Origin of the sequence: Chryseobacterium sp. RR2-3-20, from assembly GCF_017808115.1 — a bacterium.
Classification (GTDB): Bacteria; Bacteroidota; Bacteroidia; order Flavobacteriales; family Weeksellaceae; genus Chryseobacterium; species Chryseobacterium oryzae.
This window is the reverse complement of the sequence record NZ_JADQBD010000011.1, coordinates 1-21,608: the sequence shown is the minus strand read 5'-3', so window position 1 is coordinate 21,608 and position 21,608 is coordinate 1. Positions and strand designations below refer to the sequence as shown.

The window sequence follows — 21,608 nt, the reverse complement described above, 5'->3', positions numbered from 1 at the left end:
TTCATCACCAAAACCAAATCACACAATGGAATTTCAAGAAAAACTACTCAATTATATCAGTGAATCGCTGATTACCAGTAACGAAACGATTTCTGTTGCGGAAAGTGTTACCTCGGGTTTGCTGCAGTTAACGTTTTCTCAGATGCCTAACGCAGGAATGTTTTACAAAGGCGGAATCACTACTTACACGATTGATGAAAAAGTAAATTTGCTTCATGTAAACGAACAAGAAGCAAATGAATGCGACTGTGTTTCGGAAAATATAGCAGACCAAATGGCTCTTGGAGTCGCCAAATTGTTTAATACAGATTGGTCTATAGCGGTTACAGGTTATGCAAACCCTATTAGAAATTCAACTTTTAGAATTTTCTCACATTATTCAATTTCTTATAAAGGAGAAATTATCTTATCTAAAAAGCTGGAATTACACCCTAAAACTCATTCTCTTGAGGCTCAACAATATTACACAGAGTTTATTTTAGGCTGCTTCAAAGGTGAAATTAATAAATTACTGATTTTAAAGTAGTTAATATTAATTCATCTATTTAAGTGAAATAATTATTTGAAGAAAGCTTTCGAGAAAGCATTTTTCATACATTCTTTCTTAGAAAATAATTTTTTGCCTAATTCTCTAAAGAGATACCATTTAGGTACCACATCCGTTTTTATTTCACAATTAAATTGGTTAATTGCCATTTAAATAATTTAAAAGATGATTTCTCAATAGAAATACATCCCACATTGATTAGAATCATAAAATAATTATTCTTTAAGTAATAATTTTGAGGTATAACATCTACTAATTGAAATCCTTTTTTCGAAATTTTAAAGTATTGATTATTAATAAATTATTTAAAATTTCATGATTTTCATTTTAAATGTTTTAACCAATAAATAATCAATAGTAAGACCAACGAAATATACATAATATGCCAGAAGAAGAGATTTTAAGACTAGCAAAAGAAAACTCACCCAGACTTCTCAGTAAATTTAAATCTACATATCCTGAATTTTTTTTGAAACTCACTGAAATTAATGCAAATCTTCAAAATTCAGAAATTATTTTTTGTATTTATCTAAAGTTAAGATTAACGACAAAAGAAATCGCCATTTATACTTTTGTTACACCAAAAGCAATACAAAATCGAAAAAATAGAATCCGTAAAAAATTAGGTATTTCTTCAGATACTGATATTTACAAATGGTTCGACAACTTATAAATTTTTAAACTTCATAGATTTCAGAATCTGTAAACACAAAAAATTTTCCTTTCTTAGGGATGTTTTTTGTGTCCAGTCCTGTAAATTCGCTGAAAGCGGGAAGTAACAGCTGATTGTCTGTCACTACAAAACAAGGCAGTTTTATTCTTTTAACTACAGACTTAATGACAAATCCAGGATGGATATGTCCGGTAATTTGGAACTTTGATTTTTCTTTTTCAAAATCGTGAACGAAAGTAAAGTTATCAATCTCCAATGATGTTGATTTGGAATTAAGGCATAATTTTGATTCCAGTTTTTTTGAAATTCTGTCGTGATTGCCTTCAACTAAGATGAATTCCAGATCTTTATATTGGTTTTTCCATATGCAAAATTCGTCTACATCAGAGTTGTCACCCGCGTGAAGCAAATCTCCTACAACTATGAATTTGTCAGGCTGGAAATATTCAATCAAAATAGATAACCGCTCCAAATCATTTTTCATAATCTGATTGGCTAATGCAATGCCGTTTTTACGGAAATGAGCTGTTTTTCCGATGTGTAGGTCGGAGAGGATCAAAGCTTTTTCCTTCTTCCAAAACAATGCCCGTTGATTGGTCAAAGTGAAAACTTCGTTTTGAATCGTTATATTTTTTGTTACTATTTTCATTCTAGTTATCTCAATTTCTTTTCGCCTGCTGAATCAGTTTCTGGATTCTCGCATCCAAATCTTCACTCGTTAAAGTCTGTCTCAAACTGTCGACTTTTATAGGGAAACTTAATGGAGTAAAAGAATTAGCGAATTTCAAAACAATTTTCGATTTTTCAATTCTTTTAAACGCTTCTACCAATCTTTGTTCCTGCAACTGCATATTGAAAACCTCCGTATAAGCCTGTCTCACCAAAAAATGATTCGGATCGTGGTCTTCCAAAACTTTAAAGATCAAACCTGCCGAACTTTGAAGCGATTTGTTGGAACGTTGTTGTCCCGGAAAATTTTGAACCACCATTCCGGAAATCACCGCAATATCACGGAATTTCCTTCTTGCCATTTCTGCCGCATTGATACTGGAAATCACATCATTCATCAGATTTTCCTTACTTAGGATTTTATGCAAATTGTCTTCATTCAAAGGGATTTCTTTATCACTGAACAATTCAAAACCATAATCATTCATCGCCATTGAGAAAGAAATAGGAGCAAGTTTTGAAATCCGGTAGGCGATGAGCGCAGCCATCACTTCGTGCACCAAACGGCCTTCAAACGGATACATAAACAGATGATAACCTTCCCGGTTTTTGATGAGTTCTACCAAAAATTCGTCTTCTCTGGGAATATGGGAGCGCTCTTCCTGATTTACCAGAAGCGGATGCAGGAATTGCAGTTCTTTTTCGGAAGCTTTTGGGTTCAATGCTCCGGATAGTTTTTCTCTCAGGAAATGGCCTAGATTGGAGCTCAACGGCAATCTTCCTCCCAAATAACTCGGCGCAAATGCTTTACCTTTTGAGGCTCTCACATAGACGGTCATATCTTTTATCATGGCGACTTCCAGAACTCGTCCTGCCAGAATAAATTTTTCATCTTTCTTCAGCCGCGAAATAAAATACTCCTCAACCATACCAATGTATCCGCCGGAAATAAATTTTACTTTTAGCATCGCATCACTCACTATGACACCCATATTCATTCTGTGCAGCATTGCAATTTTTCGGGACGTAACCTTGTATAAACCATTATCTTCAATCACCACTTTATGATATTCTTCGTAGTTTTTCAGCGCTTTGCCGCCAATGGTTAAGAAATCAAGAATGCTCTGCCAATCGTCGGCCGTCATCTCCCTAAAAGCGAAAGTTTCTTTAACGCGAAGATAGAGGACTTCGGGAAAAAAACCATCACCAATAGCCAAAGTCATTACAAACTGAACCAAAACATCAAAACATAGAACCTGTGGTTCCCGCGGCTCAATCACATTCTCTTTAACAGCTTCTTTCAGGGCAGAAACTTCAATGAGTTCTAAAGAATGCGTGGGAACACAATAGATTTTCGACGTTTCAAAAGGGGAGTGGCCGCTTCGTCCTGCACGCTGCAAAAATCGCGCAACGCCTTTTGCCGAACCGATTTGAATAACGGTATCTACCGGTTTGAAATCAATTCCCAAATCCAGCGACGATGTTGATACCACAGCTTTCAGTTTTCCTAAACTCAGATTTTCTTCAATCCAGATTCGAAGATGAGCGTCTATCGAACTATGGTGGATGGCAATCTGACCCGCAAAATCCGGATAAGCATTCAACAATAATTGATACCACATTTCGCTCTGACTCCTTGTATTTGTAAAAACAATCGTCGAATTGGAATTGAGAATAATCGGGACAACTTTATCGGCTAGTTTATGGCCAAGATGCCCAGCCCAAGGCAACAGTTCCACCTCATCAGGAAAAACCGAGAGGATATCGATTTTCTTTTTTTCTTTGGCAGTAACCTTCGTTTTTTTGATATTGTACGGGATCAGAACTTCCATCGCTTCATCCAGATTACCAATCGTTGCCGTGATTCCCCAAATCTTCATTTTTGGGACATAGGTTCTGAGCCGGGAAATTCCCAATTCTATCATAACGCCACGTTTGGATCCCAGTAATTCGTGCCATTCATCAATCACTATACATTGGAGATTTTTAAAGAACCGCTGATGATTTTTTTGCCCGAGGAGCAAGTGCAGGCTTTCTGGAGTTGCTACTAAAATATCCGGCATATTTTTGACCTGCTGCTGACGTATTTTCGGGTCTGTGTCTCCATTTCGTACGCCGACAGTCCAATCCAACCCAATCTCGTCAATCGCCTCCTGCATTGCTTTGGCGATATCTTTGGAAAGCGAACGAAGTGGTGTGATCCAGATCATTTTTAGCCCTGTTTTGTATTTTTCGGGATGATTCAAAAAGTCTGAAATCAAAGCTAAAAAAACGGAATATGTTTTACCAAAACCCGTCGGGGCGACAACCATTCCGCTATAACCATTCCCGAATTTCTGCCAGGTGTCAATCTGAAATTTGAAAGGAGAAATTGATTTTTCCATCATCCAGTTTTGGATGATTTTAAATCCGTCGGTATTTTCGAAGTTACTCAAATTGTTTTTTTAACCACAAAAGGCATAAAAGTTTTTAGTTTACATTTAGCTATTTAAAAGTTCAAAAAAGTTTAGAATCTTGCTTTTTGAACTTCCATCAGAATCATTAAAACTCTAGCTTTATGACTTTTGCGGTTTATATTTTTTATTGTATCAATTTCTTAATCTCTTCCAAATCATCAATTTCATCCACCGTTTTATCTTTTCGCCATCTTAGGATCCTTGGGAAGCGCAATGCAACACCGCTTTTGTGTCGATTACTGAATCCGATTCCTTCAAATGCAATCTCAAAAACCAATTCGGGTTTTACAGTTCGAACCGGACCAAATTTTTCAATCGCATTTTTATTCACAAACTTGCTGACTTCCATTATTTCTTTGTCCGTCAATCCGGAATAGGCTTTGGCTATTGTGACCAGTTTGTCGCCGCTTTTTACGGCAAAACTGTAATCTGTGTAATAGGCACTTCGCCGTCCGCTGCCTTTCTGGGCGTAGATAAGGACGGCATCTATCGTTAACGGATTGATTTTCCATTTCCACCAATCGCCTTTTTTTCGTCCGGAATGGTAGTGTGAGTTTTTCTGTTTCAACATCAAACCTTCACTGTTGAGCGCTCTGGAATTTTCCCGGATTTGATCCAGGTCTTCCCAGTTTTCAAATTCAATAACTTCGGAAAGTCGGATCTTTTCAGGATTTTCATTACGTAATAATTCTTCCAGCATCGCACGTCTTGCCGAGATGGGCTTCTCACGCAAATCATTGCCTTCCAGCTCCAGCAAGTCATAGACAAAGACCTGAATCGGAATGTCAGCCAACATTTTTTTGGTTAAAGTTTTTCGGTTAAGACGCTTTTGTAATTCATTAGAATTCAAAACCTGCTGGTCCTTCACCGCGAGTATTTCGCCATCCAGAACGAAATTTCCTTTCATATTCTGCACCACCTCTTTGATTTCCGGAAACTGCTCCGTTACCAGCTCTTCGCCTCGGGACCAAATAAATACTTCATTGTTTCTGCGGATAATCTGGCCCCGGATGCCATCCCATTTGTATTCGATTTGCCATTCTTCAGGTTTCCCCAAATCATCCAAATCTTTTTCCAAGGGATAAGCCAGACAAAACGGATAGGGTTTAGAATTGTCCGGATTAATATGTTCTGCCGAAATTAACGATTGAAAAGAGGTGGTTTCTGGTTCCCATTTTCCCATCAAACTATGGGTTAAAGCACTGGATTCCTGATTGGAAAATTTGGTCAGGGCATTGATCAAGGTTTTGTCGGAAACCCCGATTCTAAAACTGCCACCCAGTAATTTATTAAAAATCAAACGTTCGGTATAGTCGAGCCCATTCCAGGAATTCAGGACAAAATCTTTCTTTTCCGCTTCTGTTTTGTTCTTCAGCCCAATAATTTCCTTCATCCAATCTGACAAAGATTTATCGATTTGTTCCTCAGGCGGCGGCAATATCAGCGAGAGGGTTTCACCCAAATCGCCTACCGAAGAATAGCTTTCCTGAAATAGCCAAAACGGCAATTGGGTAATTTCCAATGCCCAATCTTTCATAAAGTTGGTATTCACATTCCGCTTCGGTCTTTTTCCTGTAAATAGGGCGATAAACCACACTTTGTCTTCATCCGGCGCACGCTCCAGATAATCAACGATGGCATCGATTTTTGCATTCGTTTTATTCGTGCTTTCCAGCGCATTGATAAGTTCAGCGAAATGCTTCATTGTTTATTATAAATCTTAAAAATATTTTAAACGCAAAGATTTTCTAATTTATCGTATAATTTTAAGTTTGCAAAGGCAAATAAAATTTGCTGTCAAGCTTAAGCATAACCTTCATCAAATCAACTTGTTGATTTATTCTTTTCTTCTTAAAATTAAAGCATTAATAAATTAAATCTTTGCGTTTAATTATTACTCATTCTCGATAGCTGTTTTTTCCTTTTCATCCTCCTCATCTTCGCCGTAAAGTGTTTCCACAACATCCGATTTAATACCGATTTCGTTGAGGTATTTTGAAAAAACTTCAGTTTGTCCGTGCGTCACGTGAACGATTTCGGCTTCCGTAGCCTTGATGGCTTGGAGAAGACCTTTCCAATCGGCGTGGTCGCTCATTGGGAAACCTGCATCGGCACTGCGCCAGCGTCTTGCCCCCCGAACCTGCATCCAGCCGGAGCAAATAGCGGTTGCAGGATTGGGGATTTTTTTAATAACATTAGAATCCAGCAAAGCCGGCGGTACAATCACAATTTCGCCTGCCACCTGCTTCACACTTTCCCTGAAATCCGGAATTTCATACTCGGGAAGCACAATGCCAACCTCTTCAAAAGCCTGGTTGAGTTTCCCGATAGAGTAGTGCACATTAATGTTGCCTAAGCCTTCAACCGCTTTCATAATTCTTTGGGCTTTCCCTAAAGAATAACCTATAAAAACAGACGTTTTCTGGTTTTCTTTGTTTCGCAAAACCCAGTTTTGCATTTTTTTGTTTAGATCATCCACTTCCAGCCAATTGTAAATAGGAAGGCCAAAAGTACTTTCTGTTACAAACTTGTTGCATTTCACGACTTCAAAAGGTGTACTCAAACCATCATCCTGAACCTTATAATCGCCGGAAACCACGCTCACATAGCCTTTATACTCCAACCTAATCTGTGCAGAGCCAATAATATGCCCAGCCGGATGCAGGGATACTTTGACACCATTGATATTAACAATCTCACCATATTCCACACTTTGACATTCGATATCCTCGCTGATTCTTTTGTGTAAAATAGGTTTGGTAAAATGGTGACAAAGGTATTTCTTCATTCCCCAGCGGGCGTGGTCGGCGTGTCCGTGCGTGATGACCGCCAAGTCAACCGGACGCCAAGGATCAATATAAAATTTTCCTTGCGGACAATAGATACCTTTATTGGTGAAAGTAATGAGTTTCAAAAGCGTGATAATTAATAGTTCTGATTATTCAAAAAACTGACCAAAATATTGTAAACAGCGATAAGAATCAATAATTATTCAGAAATTTGAAAAAAATGAATTAATGAAAATAATCGATATAGAAAAATGGAACAGAAAGGAACATTTTGAATTTTTTTCTTCTATGAAAAGTCCATATTTTGGATTTACTACGGAAGTTGACTGTACGATTGCCTTTAATTTAGCCAAAGAAAATAACCTTTCCTTTTTCGCTGTTTATTTATATAAATCTATGGCTGCCATTAACACCATTGAAGAATTGAAATTAAGAATTGTGGATGATAAATTAATTGTATTTGATGAAGTTCATGTTGGAAGTACTATTGGGAGAGAAGATGGTACTTTTGGATTTTCATTTTTTGAATATTCTCCTGATTTTACAATTTTTAATGAGAATCTTCAGAATGAAATACAAAGAGTTCAGAATTCTTCAGGTTTAGGAATCAGTAATAATATTTTACCTCTTAATCATATTAGACACACTACAATTCCTTGGAACACATTCACAAATGTACTTCATCCAACCAATTTTAATCCTAAAGAGTGTATTCCCAAAATTACTTTTGGTAAATTCAGTATTAAAAATAACAGAAAGATGATGCCTGTTTCTATTGAAGCACATCATGGTCTTGCAGACGGAATTCATCTTGCTAAATATTTCGAAGAATTTCAGATACAGTTAAATGATTCCCAAATTTAAAATTTTGCTTTAAAACTGTTATCCATAATTGGAGTTACGCTAATAAAAACCTTATTTTTGCCTTTTATAACCATTATATGTCGATAAAAATAATTCTAAAATATTTCCCTGATCTTTCTGAAAAACAAATTGAACAGTTTACCAAATTGGAGGACTTGTATAAAGAGTGGAATGAAAAAATTAATGTAATCTCCCGTAAAGATACCGATTCATTATACGAAAAGCATGTTCTTCATTCTTTAGGAATTGCAAAAATAATGGAATTTGCACCCGGAACAAAAGTTTTGGATATTGGAACTGGTGGTGGATTTCCCGGGATTCCTTTGGCGATACTTTTTCCAGAAACAGAATTTACACTCATTGATTCTATCGGTAAGAAAATTACAGTAGTGAATGCAGTAAGCGAAGGAATAGGATTACAAAATCTAAAGGCTATACATGGAAGAGCAGAAAAAGTAAAAGATAAATTCCATTTTGTGGTGAGCAGAGCTGTAACCCAAATGCCGGAATTTTTGCGTTGGTTGAAAGGTAAATTCGAAAAAGAACAATTCAACCCAAAACACAACGGAGTTCTCTATCTGAAAGGTGGAGATTTGGCTGAAGAACTTGCAGGGCTGAAATGCGAAATTTTCAATTTAAAAAATTATTTTGAAGAAGATTTTTTTGATACAAAAAAAGTTGTTTATCTATCAAAAGGTAATTTTAATTCGTAATTTAGCAAATAATATATTTATTTTATATTTATAAATTAACAAAAACTTATTACCGACATGAAAACCGTATCTTCTATTTTGTTATTAATTTCGGCTTTTTGTTTATCTGTAATTTCCTGTAAAGATGACGAGAATTACGATACTATAGAATCTGTAGATAAAGTTAAAATTGATAGTGTAAAGGTTGTAAGTGATACGATGTCTGTTTTTTCAGTACAAAGTATCAGGACATATTCTACTTATTCTTCAAAATGTCAGGGTTTTTATGGGTATGATTATATTTACGCAAGTGATATTCAACGAGATGTTACTGCTTATCAATATTTCAGAACTGGAGATTGTGTAAAGAAACCTGTGGTAATTCCTAGTCAAATTAATTTCAGTCCACAAAAAAAAGGAGTGTATACTTTTAGATTTTGGAGCGGTAATAATACTTGGATTACTAAAAATATCGTTGTAAATTAATGAAGTATTTTTTGCTTTTCTGTATGTTGGGTTTCAATTTTTTACTTTCTCAAAAGATTGAATGGAAACCCGATAGAAAATTGATCTGGGAAAATTTTAAAAGCATAAAAAATAATTTGGGCAACCCAGATATTGTTGCTTATACCCATTGCGGTTGGGAATATTTGGTAATTACTTCCAGCAATCTCAAAGTTCCTGTAAAAGTTGATATTCAGACCATTTTTAATGAAGATAAATCTTGGAAAGATGATAAAAGAATCAACGATTATATACTGATCCACGAACAAAAACATTTCGATATCGCCGAAATTCATGCCAGAAAATTACGCAAAGAAGTAGCTGAAAAAATAAAGAATACACCAGATTTCAAAAAGTATTTCAACTCAATTTATTCTAAAATATCTTCTGAATATAAAAATTATCAGGCTGAATACGACCGGGAAACAAAACACGGTATGAATAAGGAAAAACAGTCTGAATACAACGTGAAAATTTCGGAAGATTTAGAGAAACTAAATAATTACCAAAAGCTGTGAAATTTTTAAATAAAATTATAGACGAATTACTCTTTCAAAATAAAGATTTATCGCAGTTTAACATCGTTCTTCCGGGAAAAAGACCTATTGTTTTTATCCGACAAATCTTGGAAGACAGACAATATTCGGGATTTCTTCCTGAGTTTTATACTATTGAGGAATTAATAACAAAAATTGTAGATCAACAGGCTATAGATGGTATTTCGCTTTGGCTTTTTGCATTTGAAGTGTATAAAAGTCTGAATCTTATCCCAAATGATGATTTTTCTGAATTTCTTAAATGGTTTCCTACCTTGCAGAAAGACTGGGACGATATTCTGAAGTTTTCTGAAAGTGATGAAGCTGTTTTGCAGTATATGTTCGATGAAGAACGCATTAAAGAATGGGCTCAGGATTTAGGAGAAGATGAAGTTCCCCGAAAAAAGTTTCTGAATTTCTGGCGAAACATGAATATTTTTCTCCCTGAATTAAAAAAGAAACTGCACGAGAAAAACTGGGCAAGTCCGGGAATGATTCATGAAACGGCAAAAAACAAAATAGAAAATTTTGCTAAAAACAATACCGATACTTTTATTTTCTGTGGTTTCAATGCATTTACACCGGTAGAAGAAAAACTGGTAAGAAATCTTTTGCAGTGGAATAAAGCACAGTGTTTTTTTCAGGCAGATCATTATTATTTTGATGATGAAAGACAGGAAGCCGGAAAATTCCTGAGAAATCACAAATTATGGAAAGAATTTAATGACAGCCGAAGTTTTCAGTGGATTGAAGATGATTTCAATCAACCTAAGAATATTAAAGTCTATGAAGTTTCAGGAAATGTAACGCAGACCAAAATTTTACCTGAAATTTTCAGTAACATCAACAATAATACATACACCAATACCGCGGTTGTGTTATTGGATGAAAATCTTCTTCCGGCAACTTTAGATGTAATGCAGAATGTGGAAAATCTTAATATCACAATGGGGTTTCCGCTTAAAAACCTGTCATTTTCTAATGCCGTTAAGCAGCTTTTTTACCTTCAGAAGCAACTGGAGAAAAATAAAACTTCTTATTATTACAGAGATCTTTTCCCGATACTCGAAGAACTTCCAAAATCTGAGCAGGACGATCTTATCATCACTTCTTTCAAATCTAAGATTGAGGAGAGAAATATTGTCTATATCTCACAGAAACTTTTAACGGAATTACTGGGAAATCTTTCATATTTCAATCTTTTACAGAAAGCAGAATCTGAATACCGGTTTTTGGATGAATTAATTAATTTCTGTCAGAAAATCAAATGGTTACCGCTTGATGATATTCAATATGAAAATGTTTCTCATTTCGAAAATGCTTTCCGCTTAATCAGAAATCAAATTTCGCCTTATGGATTCGAGATTAAAATGGAAACATTAGAAATACTTATCAATCAACATATTAATTCAGAAAGTATAGATTTTATTGGTGAACCTTTGAAAGGCTTACAGTTAATGGGACTTTTGGAAACCCGTTTGCTTAATTTCGAAAATGTGATTCTTTTATCTGTAAATGAAGGAAAATTGCCTTTAGGAAATTCTCAGAATACTTATATTCCTTTTGATATAAGAAAACATTTTGATCTGCATACTTTTTTAGAAAACGACAGTATTTATGCATACCATTTTTACCGACTGATACAAGATGCTAAAAATGTACATTTACTTTTTAATGCACTAAGTTCCGGCGTTAATACGGGTGAAAAGAGTAGGTTTATTACTCAGATGGAAATGGAGAGCAATCATCATATCGAACATATTATTGTTGAAAATTCTTCAGAACCAATCATCAATAATCCTGTTGAAATTAATAAAACAGAAATTGTACAACAACAGCTTTTGAAATGGAAAGAAAAAGTTTCTGCTTCGCATCTTACAAGCTATCTCTACAATCCAATAGATTTCTATCTCTCTAAAGTTCTTAATACATCTGAAACCGATGAAATTGAAGAAGAATTATCCATAAGAAATTATGGAAATCTGGTTCATTATAGCCTTCAAGAAATTTATGAAGTATTAAAAGGTAAAGTTTTAAAAATTAAAGATTTACAGGATTCAATTCAACAAATAGATGATTTCATAGATTTAGGGATTGAGAAACTAAAACATCAGCCGGAATTTTATGATAAAGGAATGAATTTCATTCACAAAGCAATTGCAAAAAAAGTAATTGCCAATATTCTGAATTATGATTTAGAACTCTTAAAATCGGGTAATACACTTGAAATTATTGATATTGAAAAACGTTTCGAAAATGTAAATTTTCATCTGAATGAAGACCAATCGGATAAAGTTTCTTTCTATGGTTTTATCGACAGAATAGACAAACTGAACGGTACCATAAGAATTATAGATTACAAAACTGCAAAAACAAAAAATCTTACGGTAAAAATAGACGAACTTAATCAGGAAGATTATTTTCAGAACAGCGATAGAAAACAGGCAATGCAGCTTTGTCTTTATCAGTTTGTGGTGCAGAGTTTACCAGAATTTTGGGGTTATCCCATAGAAACAGGAATATGGAGTTTTGCAGATGCTAAAAAAGGAGTTGTTTCGTTAGAATTTGCTCAGGGAAATCTAGACAATGCAATGGTTTCCATTAAAAATATTATTCTTGAGATTTTGAATCCTGATATTAATTTTGTTGAAAACATTAAAACTTACAGTTATAATTAAAAAATTAAAAATTCGATAATTTATTTACTGAATTTTTACAATAAACAAGTCCGTTTCTAAATATTTGAAACGGACTTTATTTTTATTTAGAAAGCATTAAAGCCTGTAATATCGAGACCAGTAATCAGAAGGTGTACATCATGAGTTCCTTCGTAAGTGATTACAGATTCTAAATTGGCAGCATGACGCATCATTGGAAATTCTCCCATAATACCCATTCCGCCTAAAATTTGTCGGGATTCTCTTGCAATATCGATTGCCATTTTCACATTATTCCTTTTCGCCATAGAAATCTGAGCAGGAGTAGCTTTATGATTGTTTTTTAACGTACCCAATTGTAAACAAAGTAATTGCGCTTTGGTGATTTCAGTTAAAAATTCGGCAAGTTTTTTCTGTTGTAGCTGAAAAGATCCGATGGGTTTTCCAAATTGCTTTCTTTCTTTAGAATATTGTACCGCAGTGCAATAACAGTCGATTGCTGCACCAATTACTCCCCAGGAAATGCCATATCTAGCAGAATTTAAACACGATAAAGGACCTTTTAATCCCGTAACTCCCGGAAGAAGATTTTCTTTAGGAACTTTAACGTCATTAAACACCAATTCACCGGTTTTGGAAGCTCTCAAACTCCATTTATTGTGTGTTTCGGGAGTCGTAAAACCCTCCATTCCTCTTTCCACAATAAGTCCCTGAACTTTTCCTTCTTCATTTTTAGCCCAAACTACAGCAATATTGCACAGCGGTGCATTGGTAATCCACATTTTAGCCCCATTCAGAAGATAGTGGTCTCCCATATCTTTAAAATAAGTTTCCATAGATCCGGGATCTGAACCGTGATTAGGTTCTGTAAGACCAAAAGAACCGATCATTTCTCCCGATGCGAGTTGGGGAAGGTATTTTCTTTTCTGTTCTTCAGAACCGAATTCATGAATAGGAAACATCACCAAAGAACTCTGTACAGAAGCAGCAGAACGTACGGCAGAATCTCCTCTTTCCAACTCCTGCATAATTAATCCGTAAGAAATTTGATCTAAACCTGCTCCTCCATATTCTTCCGGAATATAAGGGCCAAGAGCACCTATTTTCCCCAATTCTTTCATGAGATTTGGTAAATCTGTATGATTTTGAGCTGCTTCATCAATTTTTGGCATCACAAAACTTTCTACCCAGTCTCTTACAGACTGGCGGATAAGCTTGTGTTCTTCGGTTAGTAAAGCATCAATTCCGAAATAATCCGGAATGCTTGTGAGCGGATAGTAAGACATGAAATTTAATTTTTCTAAAAATAAGATTTTTTCACAATGCTGAAAAAAAAAGTTTACGAATCTCTCTTTTTTACGAAAATATCTTCATACCATTCGAGAATTTTTCTTAATTCTTCTCTTTACTTACTCTGAAATAAATTACAGAAAAAATCAAAATAATCAAGACAGCTAAAAGAACGTATAAAGAATAGAAATTTAAAATTTTATCTTCAAATAATATTGCGATAATCATTGAGCTGAAAGCACTTCCTAATGAAGAAAATATGACGATAAGAGAAGTAAAAGTATTTATTTTATCCTTATCTATTTTTGCCATCATTTTTGAATTGACAATAGGATACAGCGGTGCTAAAAACAATCCGATTAGCGGAAAAATATACACCAAAACTCCAGAATTTTCAGGAAAGTTGAATTGTATGTAAGAAATCGTTAACAGAACAGCGATAATACCTATAACACACGCCGTAAAATATTTTTCTAAAGGAAATCTATGAATAACTTTTGAAGTGATTATCCTACCGATGTAAGAAAAAACAGCCAGAAATGATGTAGACTGTAATGCAAAAAAAGAGTCCACTTTAAGATGGTCTTTATAAAAAGCAGGAAGCCAAGAATTGAAACTTCTTTCGGTAAAAACAATAAAGAAAATGACAGCAATAAAAAGAATAATTGTCATGTTTCCAAATCCTGAAAGATTGGGAATTAATTTGCTTTTTACCTTTAAAGGTTCTTTAATTTTAGCAATAGAAAACAAATATGCTGTAAAAAAAGAAAGAGCAGCAATAACTGAAAATCCAAATTTCCAAAAATCACCAAAACGACTGGAAATTAGCAAACCGAAACCCATGTTGACTGCGAAAATTCCTACCATGTAAGATGCTTCAACACTGTTCATTGTTTTAGCCATCTCTTTTTCTTCAAGAAAGTTATTCCGTATTATGCCATAAACACAAATTTTTCCAATGGCAAAGCAGATACCTATAATAGCAAACCATACTTTGTAAAACCAAAAAACTTCCACAAATGGCAAAATAACAGAACAAAATCCTACCAGAAGCATAGAGAAAATTAAAGATTTTTTGGTTCCGTAACGACTAATGAAACTTATCGCAAAAAGAGATATAAAAGCAATCGGGATATCTTTAAAAGATTCTAAAAAACTCAGTTTATTATAGTTTACTTTCTCGTCTGAAAGCTGTAAAATAATGATTCCCATACAGTTGAGCACCATAGAAAAAATAAGAAATGTAAGCTTTAAAGGAAGTGAAATAGAACTATGTCTGAAAATTGTTTTCATAATATCGTTTATTCTTCAAACTTATCATGTCTGAAAAAATCTTTTATATTGAATAATCTAAAAGCGACTAAAATACACGAAATAATAAAAATAAATTGCTGAAACTAAAGTTAAAGTATAGTTCTAATGTTAAATTTTTCATTTTTTAGATAAAATAAAATACTGAATATCAAATAAATAACATCCAATGTTAACCAAATGTTAACTGAATATAAATTTAATATGAATTATTTTATATATCTTTGATTTATGGTTTTGGAAAATAATGTTTTGACAGTTTTAATTACAAACCTGTACATTATTAAAAACCATTACCTAAAAGTGATATATAATTAACAATAAACATAAGCTTTATGAAAAATAAAATTCAAATCATAGTATCATCTATCATTATTTGCGGATTTGCCGGAATAATGAATAGCGTAAAAGCTCAATCTACCAACAATAACACCATTGAAGAGGTTTTAATCAATAAAAATGATGCTTTCGCAGAAATAAGAAATCTTCTCGTTCAGAATTTCGATTTTACCAATTCAGATTACAAAGAAGGAATTGTAAATAGCGAAGTAAAATTCGATATTGCTGAAAATGGAAAAATTGTAAATGTTAGATCTAAAGGAGAATGCAAAAATGTGAGTAAAGAAATCGAAAATGTATTGTCTCACCTTCAATACAGAATAGATCCTGATAAACTCAGCCAGAACATGATTGCTTCTTCGTATGTAATGCCAGTGAAATTAGACATCAATAACAGATAGTTTAATTCCTTTTTTAAATATTTGCCAAACTGCTTGAAAAAGCAGTTTTTTTGTTGATATATTATTTACATTTGAATTTAAAATAATTATATTGGAGTCTATACTGAATATCGTATTCCGTTCACTTTGCGTGTATCTTTTCATGATATTTGCGATACGTCTTTTTGGTAAAAACCAGCTTTCGCAACTTAATGCGGGAGATGTGGTGTTACTTCTTCTTATTTCTAATGCGGTACAAAATGCAATGGTGGGAGAAAATACTTCGCTGGAAGGTGGGATTGTAGCAGCTCTGGTCTTATTTATCGCCAATTTCATTCTTAAAAGATTAATGTTTTCTAACAGATCTGTTGCAAAATTTTTAGAAGAAGATCCTGTAATCCTTGTGAAAGATGGAGTTGCTGATGCTACTGCATTAAGAAAAGTAAAAATTACCATTGATGAGTTAAATGAATCCATTCGCGAACATGGTATAGAATCTCTAAAAAACGTTAAATTGGCAATTCTTGAAGTAGATGGAAATGTAAGTATTGTTTCTGAAGATGAACACGATAAACAAACTCATTATTCCAGAATTAAAAGAAAATACAAAAGAAAATATCAGTAAAATGAATTACGAAATAAGAGAAATGTTGCCAGATGATGAAAAAAGAGTTTTAGAAATTTTTCAACAGGGAATAGATTCCGGTATCGCTACTTTCGATACAGAATTACCAAGTTCCGAAGCATGGAACAGTAGTTTTTTTAATGAATGCAGATGGGTTTTAGAGAATGAAAACAATTTTGTAATTGGATGGTGTGCTTTAAAACCCGTTAGCAAAAGAGCTTGTTTTCGTGGAGTAGCTGAAGTGAGTATTTATTTCGATCAAAACTATTTGGGTAAAGGTTTAGGAACAATCCTTCTTAAAAAACTCATTATTGACAGTGAAAATCATGGGTTTTGGACACTTCAGTCTAATATTTTCCCTGAGAATGAAGCTTCCATAAGATTTCATCAAAAAAATGGTTTCCGAACCGTAGGAACCAGAAAAAAAGTTGGAATTTTAAATAACGAGTGGAAAGATTTAGTGATGCTTGAAAAAAGAAGTGAAACGGTAGGCATTTAGATAACACACATTAAATTTTCTATTTTTTAAATTTGAATAACATTCATCTAAAGTTGATATTTTGGCATTTATATTGATTTATTGCTGGAAATCAAACATACAAAATATGAAAAATTCAATCAAATTTTTAGTTGTTTTCTGTATAACATTTGCATTAGCAGCCTGTCACCCACCACCAAGACCGCCAGAACCTCCAAAACCTCCAAAACCTCATCATCCGCGACACGGAAGTTTAGAAAACAAAACCGAAAAAACACTTGATCTTTTGAACAAAAAAGTGATAATTAGTTCCTCAAAAGATCAAGCTTAAAACAATGAAAGCCCTTTGTTGAAAGGGCTTTCATTGTTATATTCTTTTTGTAATAGAATTCAAAGAAGTATTGAATATCATAATTTGGTCTGCAAATTTATTTTCTATTATTTCTATAATATTTAATAACTCGCTTTTATTAAACTCTTCCCGTTTTTCGTCATCTGAAAAAAGCAGGAGAAGATTGTAGTTTTTTCCTTCATCAATATAATCGCTTTGTACTTCAGAAAGGATATACTGGTCTACATCCATGAGATTTTCGGTCATCAAAATCAAACTTTCATTTACAAATTCTTCCCATGCTGCAATATTGGTTTTTATACAATGAAAAGTTATACTCAGTACACTCATATTTTAATATTTTTAAGATATTTTGACTAAAATTATCAGACAAAAATCGTTAAAATTTTTGTAACTTAGCACGTTATTAAAATTTGAAAATTAATTGTTTTCAGACATTTTTTTAAAAGTCTGATTATCATTGTAATAAAACTTATATATGCAAAAAGAAGGAGAAAGATTAATTCCTATCAACATTGTTGATGAAATGAAATCATCTTACATCGATTATTCGATGTCGGTTATTGTTTCGAGAGCATTACCTGATGTAAGAGACGGGTTGAAGCCTGTACACAGAAGAGTACTTTACGGTATGTATGGTTTGGGAGTTTTTTCAAACAGAAAATACTTAAAGTCTGCCAGAATTGTAGGAGATGTTTTGGGTAAATATCACCCTCATGGCGACTCTTCGGTTTATGATGCAATGGTGAGAATGGCTCAGCCGTGGAGTTTGCGTTATCCTCAGGTTGATGGGCAGGGTAACTTCGGGTCTATGGATGGAGATCCGCCTGCAGCAATGCGTTACACAGAAGCAAGACTTAAAAAAATCTCTGATGAAATTTTATCAGATTTAGATAAAGAAACAGTTGATTTCCAGAACAACTTCGACGACAGTTTGCAGGAACCAACCGTAATGCCTACAAAAATTCCAAATTTATTGGTAAACGGTACTTCGGGTATCGCAGTAGGTATGGCAACCAATATGGCTCCACATAATCTTTCTGAATCTATAAATGCTATCTGTGCATATATTGATAATAGAGAAATTACTATTGATGAGTTGATGCAGCACATTATTGCTCCAGATTTTCCTACGGGAGGTATTATTTACGGTTACGATGGTGTAAGAGATGCATTCCATACAGGAAGAGGCAGAATTGTGCTCAGAGCAAAAGTAGGCTTTGAAGAAATAGGAAACAGAAATGCAATTATCGTATCAGAAGTTCCTTATCAGGTAAACAAAGCTGAAATGATTGCAAGAACTGCAGAACTCGTTAAAGAAGAAAAAATCCCGGGTATTTTCGAAATTAGGGACGAATCTGACAGAAATGGTTTGCGTATCGTTTATGAATTGAAGAATGACGCTATTCCTAATGTTGTTTTAAATTTACTTTATAAATATACTTCTTTACAAACTTCTTTCAGTGTGAACAATATCGCTTTGGTACATGGCAGACCAGAGCAGCTTAATTTAAAAGATATCATTCATCATTTCGTAGAGCACAGACACGAAATAATTGTAAGAAGAACTGAATTTGAGCTTAGAAAAGCAAAAGAAAGAGCGCATATTCTTGAAGGTTTCATGAAGGTAATCGGATCTCAGGATTCTTTAGACAAAGCGATTTCTATTATCCGTCATTCTGCCAATCCGCAAGCTGCAAAAGAAGGTTTAATTGAAGCTTTCGATTTATCCGAAATTCAAGCTCAGGCAATTCTAGATTTACGTCTTGCCCGTCTTACAGGAATGGAGCTTGATAAAATTCGAGATGAATATGAAGCAATTATGAAGGAGATTAAAGATTTAGAAGATATTTTGGCAAACGAACCAAGAAGATTCCAAATCATTAAAGATGAATTGTTAGAAATCAAGGAAAAATATGGTGACGAAAGAAGAACAGAAATAGATTATTCTGGTGGAGAAATGTCTATTGAGGATATTATACCAAATGAAGCGGTTGTTCTTACCATTTCTCATGCAGGATATATTAAGCGAACATTGCTTTCAGAATACAAAATTCAAAGTAGAGGAGGTGTTGGTAATAAAGCTGCGACTACAAGAGATTCCGACTTCCTAGAATATATAGTATCTGCAACCAATCATCAATACATGCTTTTCTTTACCGAAAAAGGAAAATGTTATTGGTTGAGAGTTTTTGAAATTCCTGAAGGATCTAAAACAGCAAAAGGAAGAGCAGTTCAGAATTTAATTAATATTGAACCGGACGATAAAATTAAAGCGTACATCAGAACCAATGATCTGAAAGATTCAGAATACGTTAATCAGATGAGTGTGGTGATGATTACCAAAAACGGAACCATCAAAAAAACTTCATTAGAAGCTTATTCCAGACCGAGAGTTAATGGTATTAATGCCATTGAAATTAGAGAAAACGACCAATTGTTGAGTGCATATCTTACCAATGGAGAATCTCAGATTATGATTGCAACCAAGAATGGTAAATGTATCAGATTCCCAGAAGAAAAGGTAAGAGAAGTAGGTAGAGGAAGTATCGGAGTTCGTGGGATTTCTATGGAGGACGACGATGAAGTAATTGGAATGATTGTTGTAAATGATGTAGAGCACGAAACCGTTCTTGTGGTATCTGAAAAAGGTTACGGTAAGAGAACAGCAGTAGAAGATTATAGAATTACCAACAGAGGTGGTAAAGGAGTTATTACCCTTAATATTACCGAAAAAACAGGTAATCTAATTGCGATTCAAAATGTGACCGATGAAGACGGATTGATGATTATCAACAAATCCGGAGTTGCCATCAGAATGGGAATGGATGAAATGCGTGTAATGGGTAGAAATACTCAGGGTGTTAGAATGATTAATCTTAAAAAGAATGATGAAATCGCTGCTATCGCCAAAGTTGAAATGGATAAAGAAGTCGCTGAAGATGAAATAAATGAAGAAACAGATTCAGAAGCTGAATTATCCAATATAAATATTTCAAATCAAGAAAATTTAGATCAAGAAGCTTCAGATAATGATGATCATTCAGGTTCTGAAGAATAATTAATACAATTAAAAAGTTACCTATGAAAAAGTTAATTTTAAGTGTGGCAATTACGCTTTCGGCTCTTGCTTTCGCACAAAAACAAGATCCTAAAGAGCTTAACGCAAAAATAGAACAGTCTAGCAAAATTGCTTATGACGCATATAATTCAAAAAATTATTCGGCTGCTGCACCCAAGTTTATTGAGCTTTACAAATTATTAAAGGAAAATGGTAATGATGATAAAATATACATGTATTACGCCGGCGTAAGTTATGCAATGGCAAATAATGTAAATGAAGCTATTACTATTTATACTGAATTATTAAATTCTGGGTTTACAGGTGTTCAGACACAATATACAGCAAAAGAAGCCAAGACAGGACAAGTAGTTTCTTTGAATAAAGATATATGGGAAACTCTAAAAAAAACCTCATCTAAGGATTATACAGATTACAAAGTAGAGCAAACCAAAAGTGTTGAGCCAGATTTATATGAAACATTGTCTACTTTATTGTTGAATGCTAAGAAAAATGATGAAGCATTGGCATTAATAGAAAAAGGTTTATCAAAATATCCTAATAATGCAAAACTGAAAGAATATCAAGGAAGTGCATTGTATGCAACCGGAAAAACAGATCAGTTTTTAGCTAATTTGAAGGAACAGCTTACAAAAAATCCTAATGATGCCACAAACTGGTATAATTTGGGAGTTTTACAATCTAAAAATGAAGCTACTCAAGCAGATGCTATTGCTTCATTTTCAAAAGCATTAGAGTTAAAGCCTAATTTAACTGCTGCTCACCAAAATCTTGTATATACAGTAATTGGTGATGATACGAAGGCTGTTAATGATATTAATGCGGTAAGAAAAACAGATTCTGACAAAGCAACTCAGCTTATAGAAGCAAGAAAAGAGAGATTCGCTAAGGCTCTTCCGTATGCAGAAAAATGGTATCAAGTTGAACCTACCAATATAGATGCAGTTACAGTACTTAAAGAAATCTATGCGATGATGAAGAACCAACCGAAAGTTGCTGAAATGAAAGCTAAAGAGGCTGCATTACAGTCATCTGCAAAGTAAATTATTTTGGGTAATGTGGTCAAAAATAGTTGGTGTTTTTGTCAAAAATAATTCGTAATATTTTGCGGTTGATTGGAAGAGGAAGTGAGCAATGCTGAGGAGCAACTTACCAGCAATACAATCAACGCTGTAAACAATAGTTTAGAGGATGGTTTTTGCCATCCTTTTTTTTTACAAATTATTGGAACAGCTCTATGGCTGAAAAAACCTTTACGACTTTAGATTTTTATAAAAAAGATACCATTGGATAAACCTTTTTCTCCGACTTTTTGTAAGTCCCCGATGAATATTGAGATTACCTTTCAGATGACCGAAAAAAGA

Annotated in this window: 20 protein-coding genes; 13 read left to right on the top strand and 7 right to left on the bottom strand. The window is 34.0% G+C overall.

What is annotated here, in order from left to right:
• Positions 1–25: 25 nt before the first annotated feature.
• Positions 26–526, top strand: a complete 501-nt coding sequence (locus IV513_RS04560) for a CinA family protein (RefSeq protein ID WP_209389331.1) — start codon at positions 26–28, stop codon at positions 524–526.
• A 403-nt stretch (positions 527–929) separates the two neighbouring features.
• Complete coding sequence (locus IV513_RS04555) at positions 930–1,220, top strand: hypothetical protein (RefSeq protein WP_209389330.1); 291 nt, start codon at positions 930–932, stop codon at positions 1,218–1,220.
• Positions 1,221–1,224: 4 nt separating this feature from the next.
• Here the strand turns inward: IV513_RS04555 and pdeM are convergent, their stop codons facing one another.
• The 4 genes from pdeM to IV513_RS04535 form a co-directional block, all read right to left on the bottom strand.
• The gene (gene pdeM, locus IV513_RS04550) at positions 1,225–1,869 is read right to left on the bottom strand and encodes a ligase-associated DNA damage response endonuclease PdeM (RefSeq protein ID WP_209389329.1); all 645 of its coding nucleotides are present in this window, start codon (positions 1,867–1,869) and stop codon (positions 1,225–1,227) included.
• Between the two features lie 10 nt (positions 1,870–1,879).
• Positions 1,880–4,324 (bottom strand): ligase-associated DNA damage response DEXH box helicase, encoded by a 2,445-nt coding sequence (locus IV513_RS04545; RefSeq protein ID WP_245168857.1) that lies wholly within the window; start codon positions 4,322–4,324, stop codon positions 1,880–1,882.
• Positions 4,325–4,469: 145 nt separating this feature from the next.
• On the bottom strand, positions 4,470–6,050 hold the full coding sequence (locus tag IV513_RS04540) for an ATP-dependent DNA ligase (protein WP_209389328.1): 1,581 nt from the start codon (positions 6,048–6,050) through the stop codon (positions 4,470–4,472).
• Positions 6,051–6,239: 189 nt separating this feature from the next.
• Entirely contained in the window at positions 6,240–7,259 is a 1,020-nt protein-coding gene (locus IV513_RS04535; protein WP_209389327.1) for a ligase-associated DNA damage response exonuclease, read from the bottom strand.
• A gap of 103 nt (positions 7,260–7,362) precedes the next feature.
• Between IV513_RS04535 and IV513_RS04530 the strand changes: the two genes are divergently transcribed.
• From IV513_RS04530 to IV513_RS04510, 5 genes are all read left to right on the top strand, one after another.
• Positions 7,363–7,998, top strand: a complete 636-nt coding sequence (locus IV513_RS04530) for a chloramphenicol acetyltransferase (protein WP_209389326.1) — start codon at positions 7,363–7,365, stop codon at positions 7,996–7,998.
• 77 nt (positions 7,999–8,075) lie between these two features.
• Positions 8,076–8,711 (top strand): 16S rRNA (guanine(527)-N(7))-methyltransferase RsmG, encoded by a 636-nt coding sequence (rsmG, locus tag IV513_RS04525; RefSeq protein ID WP_209389325.1) that lies wholly within the window; start codon positions 8,076–8,078, stop codon positions 8,709–8,711.
• A 57-nt stretch (positions 8,712–8,768) separates the two neighbouring features.
• Entirely contained in the window at positions 8,769–9,176 is a 408-nt protein-coding gene (locus tag IV513_RS04520; RefSeq protein ID WP_209389324.1) for a hypothetical protein, read from the top strand.
• Positions 9,176–9,712: a DUF922 domain-containing protein gene (locus IV513_RS04515; RefSeq protein WP_209389323.1), complete on the top strand. Its 537-nt coding sequence runs from the start codon at positions 9,176–9,178 to the stop codon at positions 9,710–9,712. Before IV513_RS04520 ends, IV513_RS04515 begins: the two co-directional genes overlap by 1 nt.
• A complete protein-coding gene (locus IV513_RS04510) occupies positions 9,709–12,408 on the top strand; it encodes a PD-(D/E)XK nuclease family protein (protein WP_209389322.1) in 2,700 nt (899 codons plus the stop codon). Before IV513_RS04515 ends, IV513_RS04510 begins: the two co-directional genes overlap by 4 nt.
• Before the next feature lie 86 nt (positions 12,409–12,494).
• On the opposite strand, the gene IV513_RS04505 is transcribed toward IV513_RS04510, so the two are convergent.
• The gene (locus IV513_RS04505; protein WP_209389321.1) at positions 12,495–13,673 is read right to left on the bottom strand and encodes an acyl-CoA dehydrogenase family protein; all 1,179 of its coding nucleotides are present in this window, start codon (positions 13,671–13,673) and stop codon (positions 12,495–12,497) included.
• 106 nt (positions 13,674–13,779) lie between these two features.
• Positions 13,780–14,970 (bottom strand): sugar MFS transporter, encoded by a 1,191-nt coding sequence (locus tag IV513_RS04500; protein WP_245168856.1) that lies wholly within the window; start codon positions 14,968–14,970, stop codon positions 13,780–13,782.
• A gap of 353 nt (positions 14,971–15,323) precedes the next feature.
• Between IV513_RS04500 and IV513_RS04495 the strand changes: the two genes are divergently transcribed.
• The 4 genes from IV513_RS04495 to IV513_RS04480 all read left to right on the top strand — a co-directional run bounded on the left by IV513_RS04495 (position 15,324) and on the right by IV513_RS04480 (position 17,141).
• Positions 15,324–15,728 carry a hypothetical protein gene (locus IV513_RS04495; protein WP_209389320.1) on the top strand — a complete coding sequence of 135 codons (405 nt, stop codon included), beginning with the start codon at positions 15,324–15,326 and terminating at the stop codon, positions 15,726–15,728.
• A 91-nt stretch (positions 15,729–15,819) separates the two neighbouring features.
• A complete protein-coding gene (locus tag IV513_RS04490) occupies positions 15,820–16,332 on the top strand; it encodes a DUF421 domain-containing protein (protein WP_209389319.1) in 513 nt (170 codons plus the stop codon).
• Between the two features lies 1 nt (position 16,333).
• Positions 16,334–16,831 carry a GNAT family N-acetyltransferase gene (locus IV513_RS04485; protein WP_209389318.1) on the top strand — a complete coding sequence of 166 codons (498 nt, stop codon included), beginning with the start codon at positions 16,334–16,336 and terminating at the stop codon, positions 16,829–16,831.
• Between the two features lie 106 nt (positions 16,832–16,937).
• On the top strand, positions 16,938–17,141 hold the full coding sequence (locus IV513_RS04480) for a hypothetical protein (protein ID WP_209389317.1): 204 nt from the start codon (positions 16,938–16,940) through the stop codon (positions 17,139–17,141).
• Positions 17,142–17,177: 36 nt separating this feature from the next.
• Here IV513_RS04480 and IV513_RS04475 read toward each other — a convergent pair whose 3' ends face one another.
• The gene (locus IV513_RS04475; protein WP_209389316.1) at positions 17,178–17,492 is read right to left on the bottom strand and encodes a DUF4286 family protein; all 315 of its coding nucleotides are present in this window, start codon (positions 17,490–17,492) and stop codon (positions 17,178–17,180) included.
• Positions 17,493–17,640: 148 nt separating this feature from the next.
• On the opposite strand from IV513_RS04475, the gene gyrA reads away from it, so the two are divergent.
• Positions 17,641–20,223 carry a DNA gyrase subunit A gene (gyrA, locus tag IV513_RS04470; protein ID WP_209389315.1) on the top strand — a complete coding sequence of 861 codons (2,583 nt, stop codon included), beginning with the start codon at positions 17,641–17,643 and terminating at the stop codon, positions 20,221–20,223.
• 23 nt (positions 20,224–20,246) lie between these two features.
• Positions 20,247–21,287 (top strand): tetratricopeptide repeat protein, encoded by a 1,041-nt coding sequence (locus tag IV513_RS04465; protein WP_209389314.1) that lies wholly within the window; start codon positions 20,247–20,249, stop codon positions 21,285–21,287.
• Positions 21,288–21,608 lie beyond the last annotated feature (321 nt).

Bases quoted from the DNA above. Each gene is read 5' to 3' on its own strand.
- IV513_RS04560 (WP_209389331.1), top strand. From the start codon at position 26: ATGGAATTTCAAGAAAAACTACTCAATTATATCAGTGAATCGCTGATT.
- IV513_RS04555 (WP_209389330.1), top strand. From the start codon at position 930: ATGCCAGAAGAAGAGATTTTAAGACTAGCAAAAGAAAACTCACCCAGA.
- pdeM (WP_209389329.1), bottom strand. From the start codon at position 1,869: ATGAAAATAGTAACAAAAAATATAACGATTCAAAACGAAGTTTTCACT.
- IV513_RS04540 (WP_209389328.1), bottom strand. From the start codon at position 6,050: ATGAAGCATTTCGCTGAACTTATCAATGCGCTGGAAAGCACGAATAAA.
- IV513_RS04530 (WP_209389326.1), top strand. From the start codon at position 7,363: ATGAAAATAATCGATATAGAAAAATGGAACAGAAAGGAACATTTTGAA.
- rsmG (WP_209389325.1), top strand. From the start codon at position 8,076: ATGTCGATAAAAATAATTCTAAAATATTTCCCTGATCTTTCTGAAAAA.
- IV513_RS04520 (WP_209389324.1), top strand. From the start codon at position 8,769: ATGAAAACCGTATCTTCTATTTTGTTATTAATTTCGGCTTTTTGTTTA.
- IV513_RS04515 (WP_209389323.1), top strand. From the start codon at position 9,176: ATGAAGTATTTTTTGCTTTTCTGTATGTTGGGTTTCAATTTTTTACTT.
- IV513_RS04505 (WP_209389321.1), bottom strand. From the start codon at position 13,673: ATGTCTTACTATCCGCTCACAAGCATTCCGGATTATTTCGGAATTGAT.
- IV513_RS04500 (WP_245168856.1), bottom strand. From the start codon at position 14,970: ATGAAAACAATTTTCAGACATAGTTCTATTTCACTTCCTTTAAAGCTT.
- IV513_RS04495 (WP_209389320.1), top strand. From the start codon at position 15,324: ATGAAAAATAAAATTCAAATCATAGTATCATCTATCATTATTTGCGGA.
- IV513_RS04485 (WP_209389318.1), top strand. From the start codon at position 16,334: ATGAATTACGAAATAAGAGAAATGTTGCCAGATGATGAAAAAAGAGTT.
- IV513_RS04480 (WP_209389317.1), top strand. From the start codon at position 16,938: ATGAAAAATTCAATCAAATTTTTAGTTGTTTTCTGTATAACATTTGCA.
- IV513_RS04475 (WP_209389316.1), bottom strand. From the start codon at position 17,492: ATGAGTGTACTGAGTATAACTTTTCATTGTATAAAAACCAATATTGCA.
- gyrA (WP_209389315.1), top strand. From the start codon at position 17,641: ATGCAAAAAGAAGGAGAAAGATTAATTCCTATCAACATTGTTGATGAA.
- IV513_RS04465 (WP_209389314.1), top strand. From the start codon at position 20,247: ATGAAAAAGTTAATTTTAAGTGTGGCAATTACGCTTTCGGCTCTTGCT.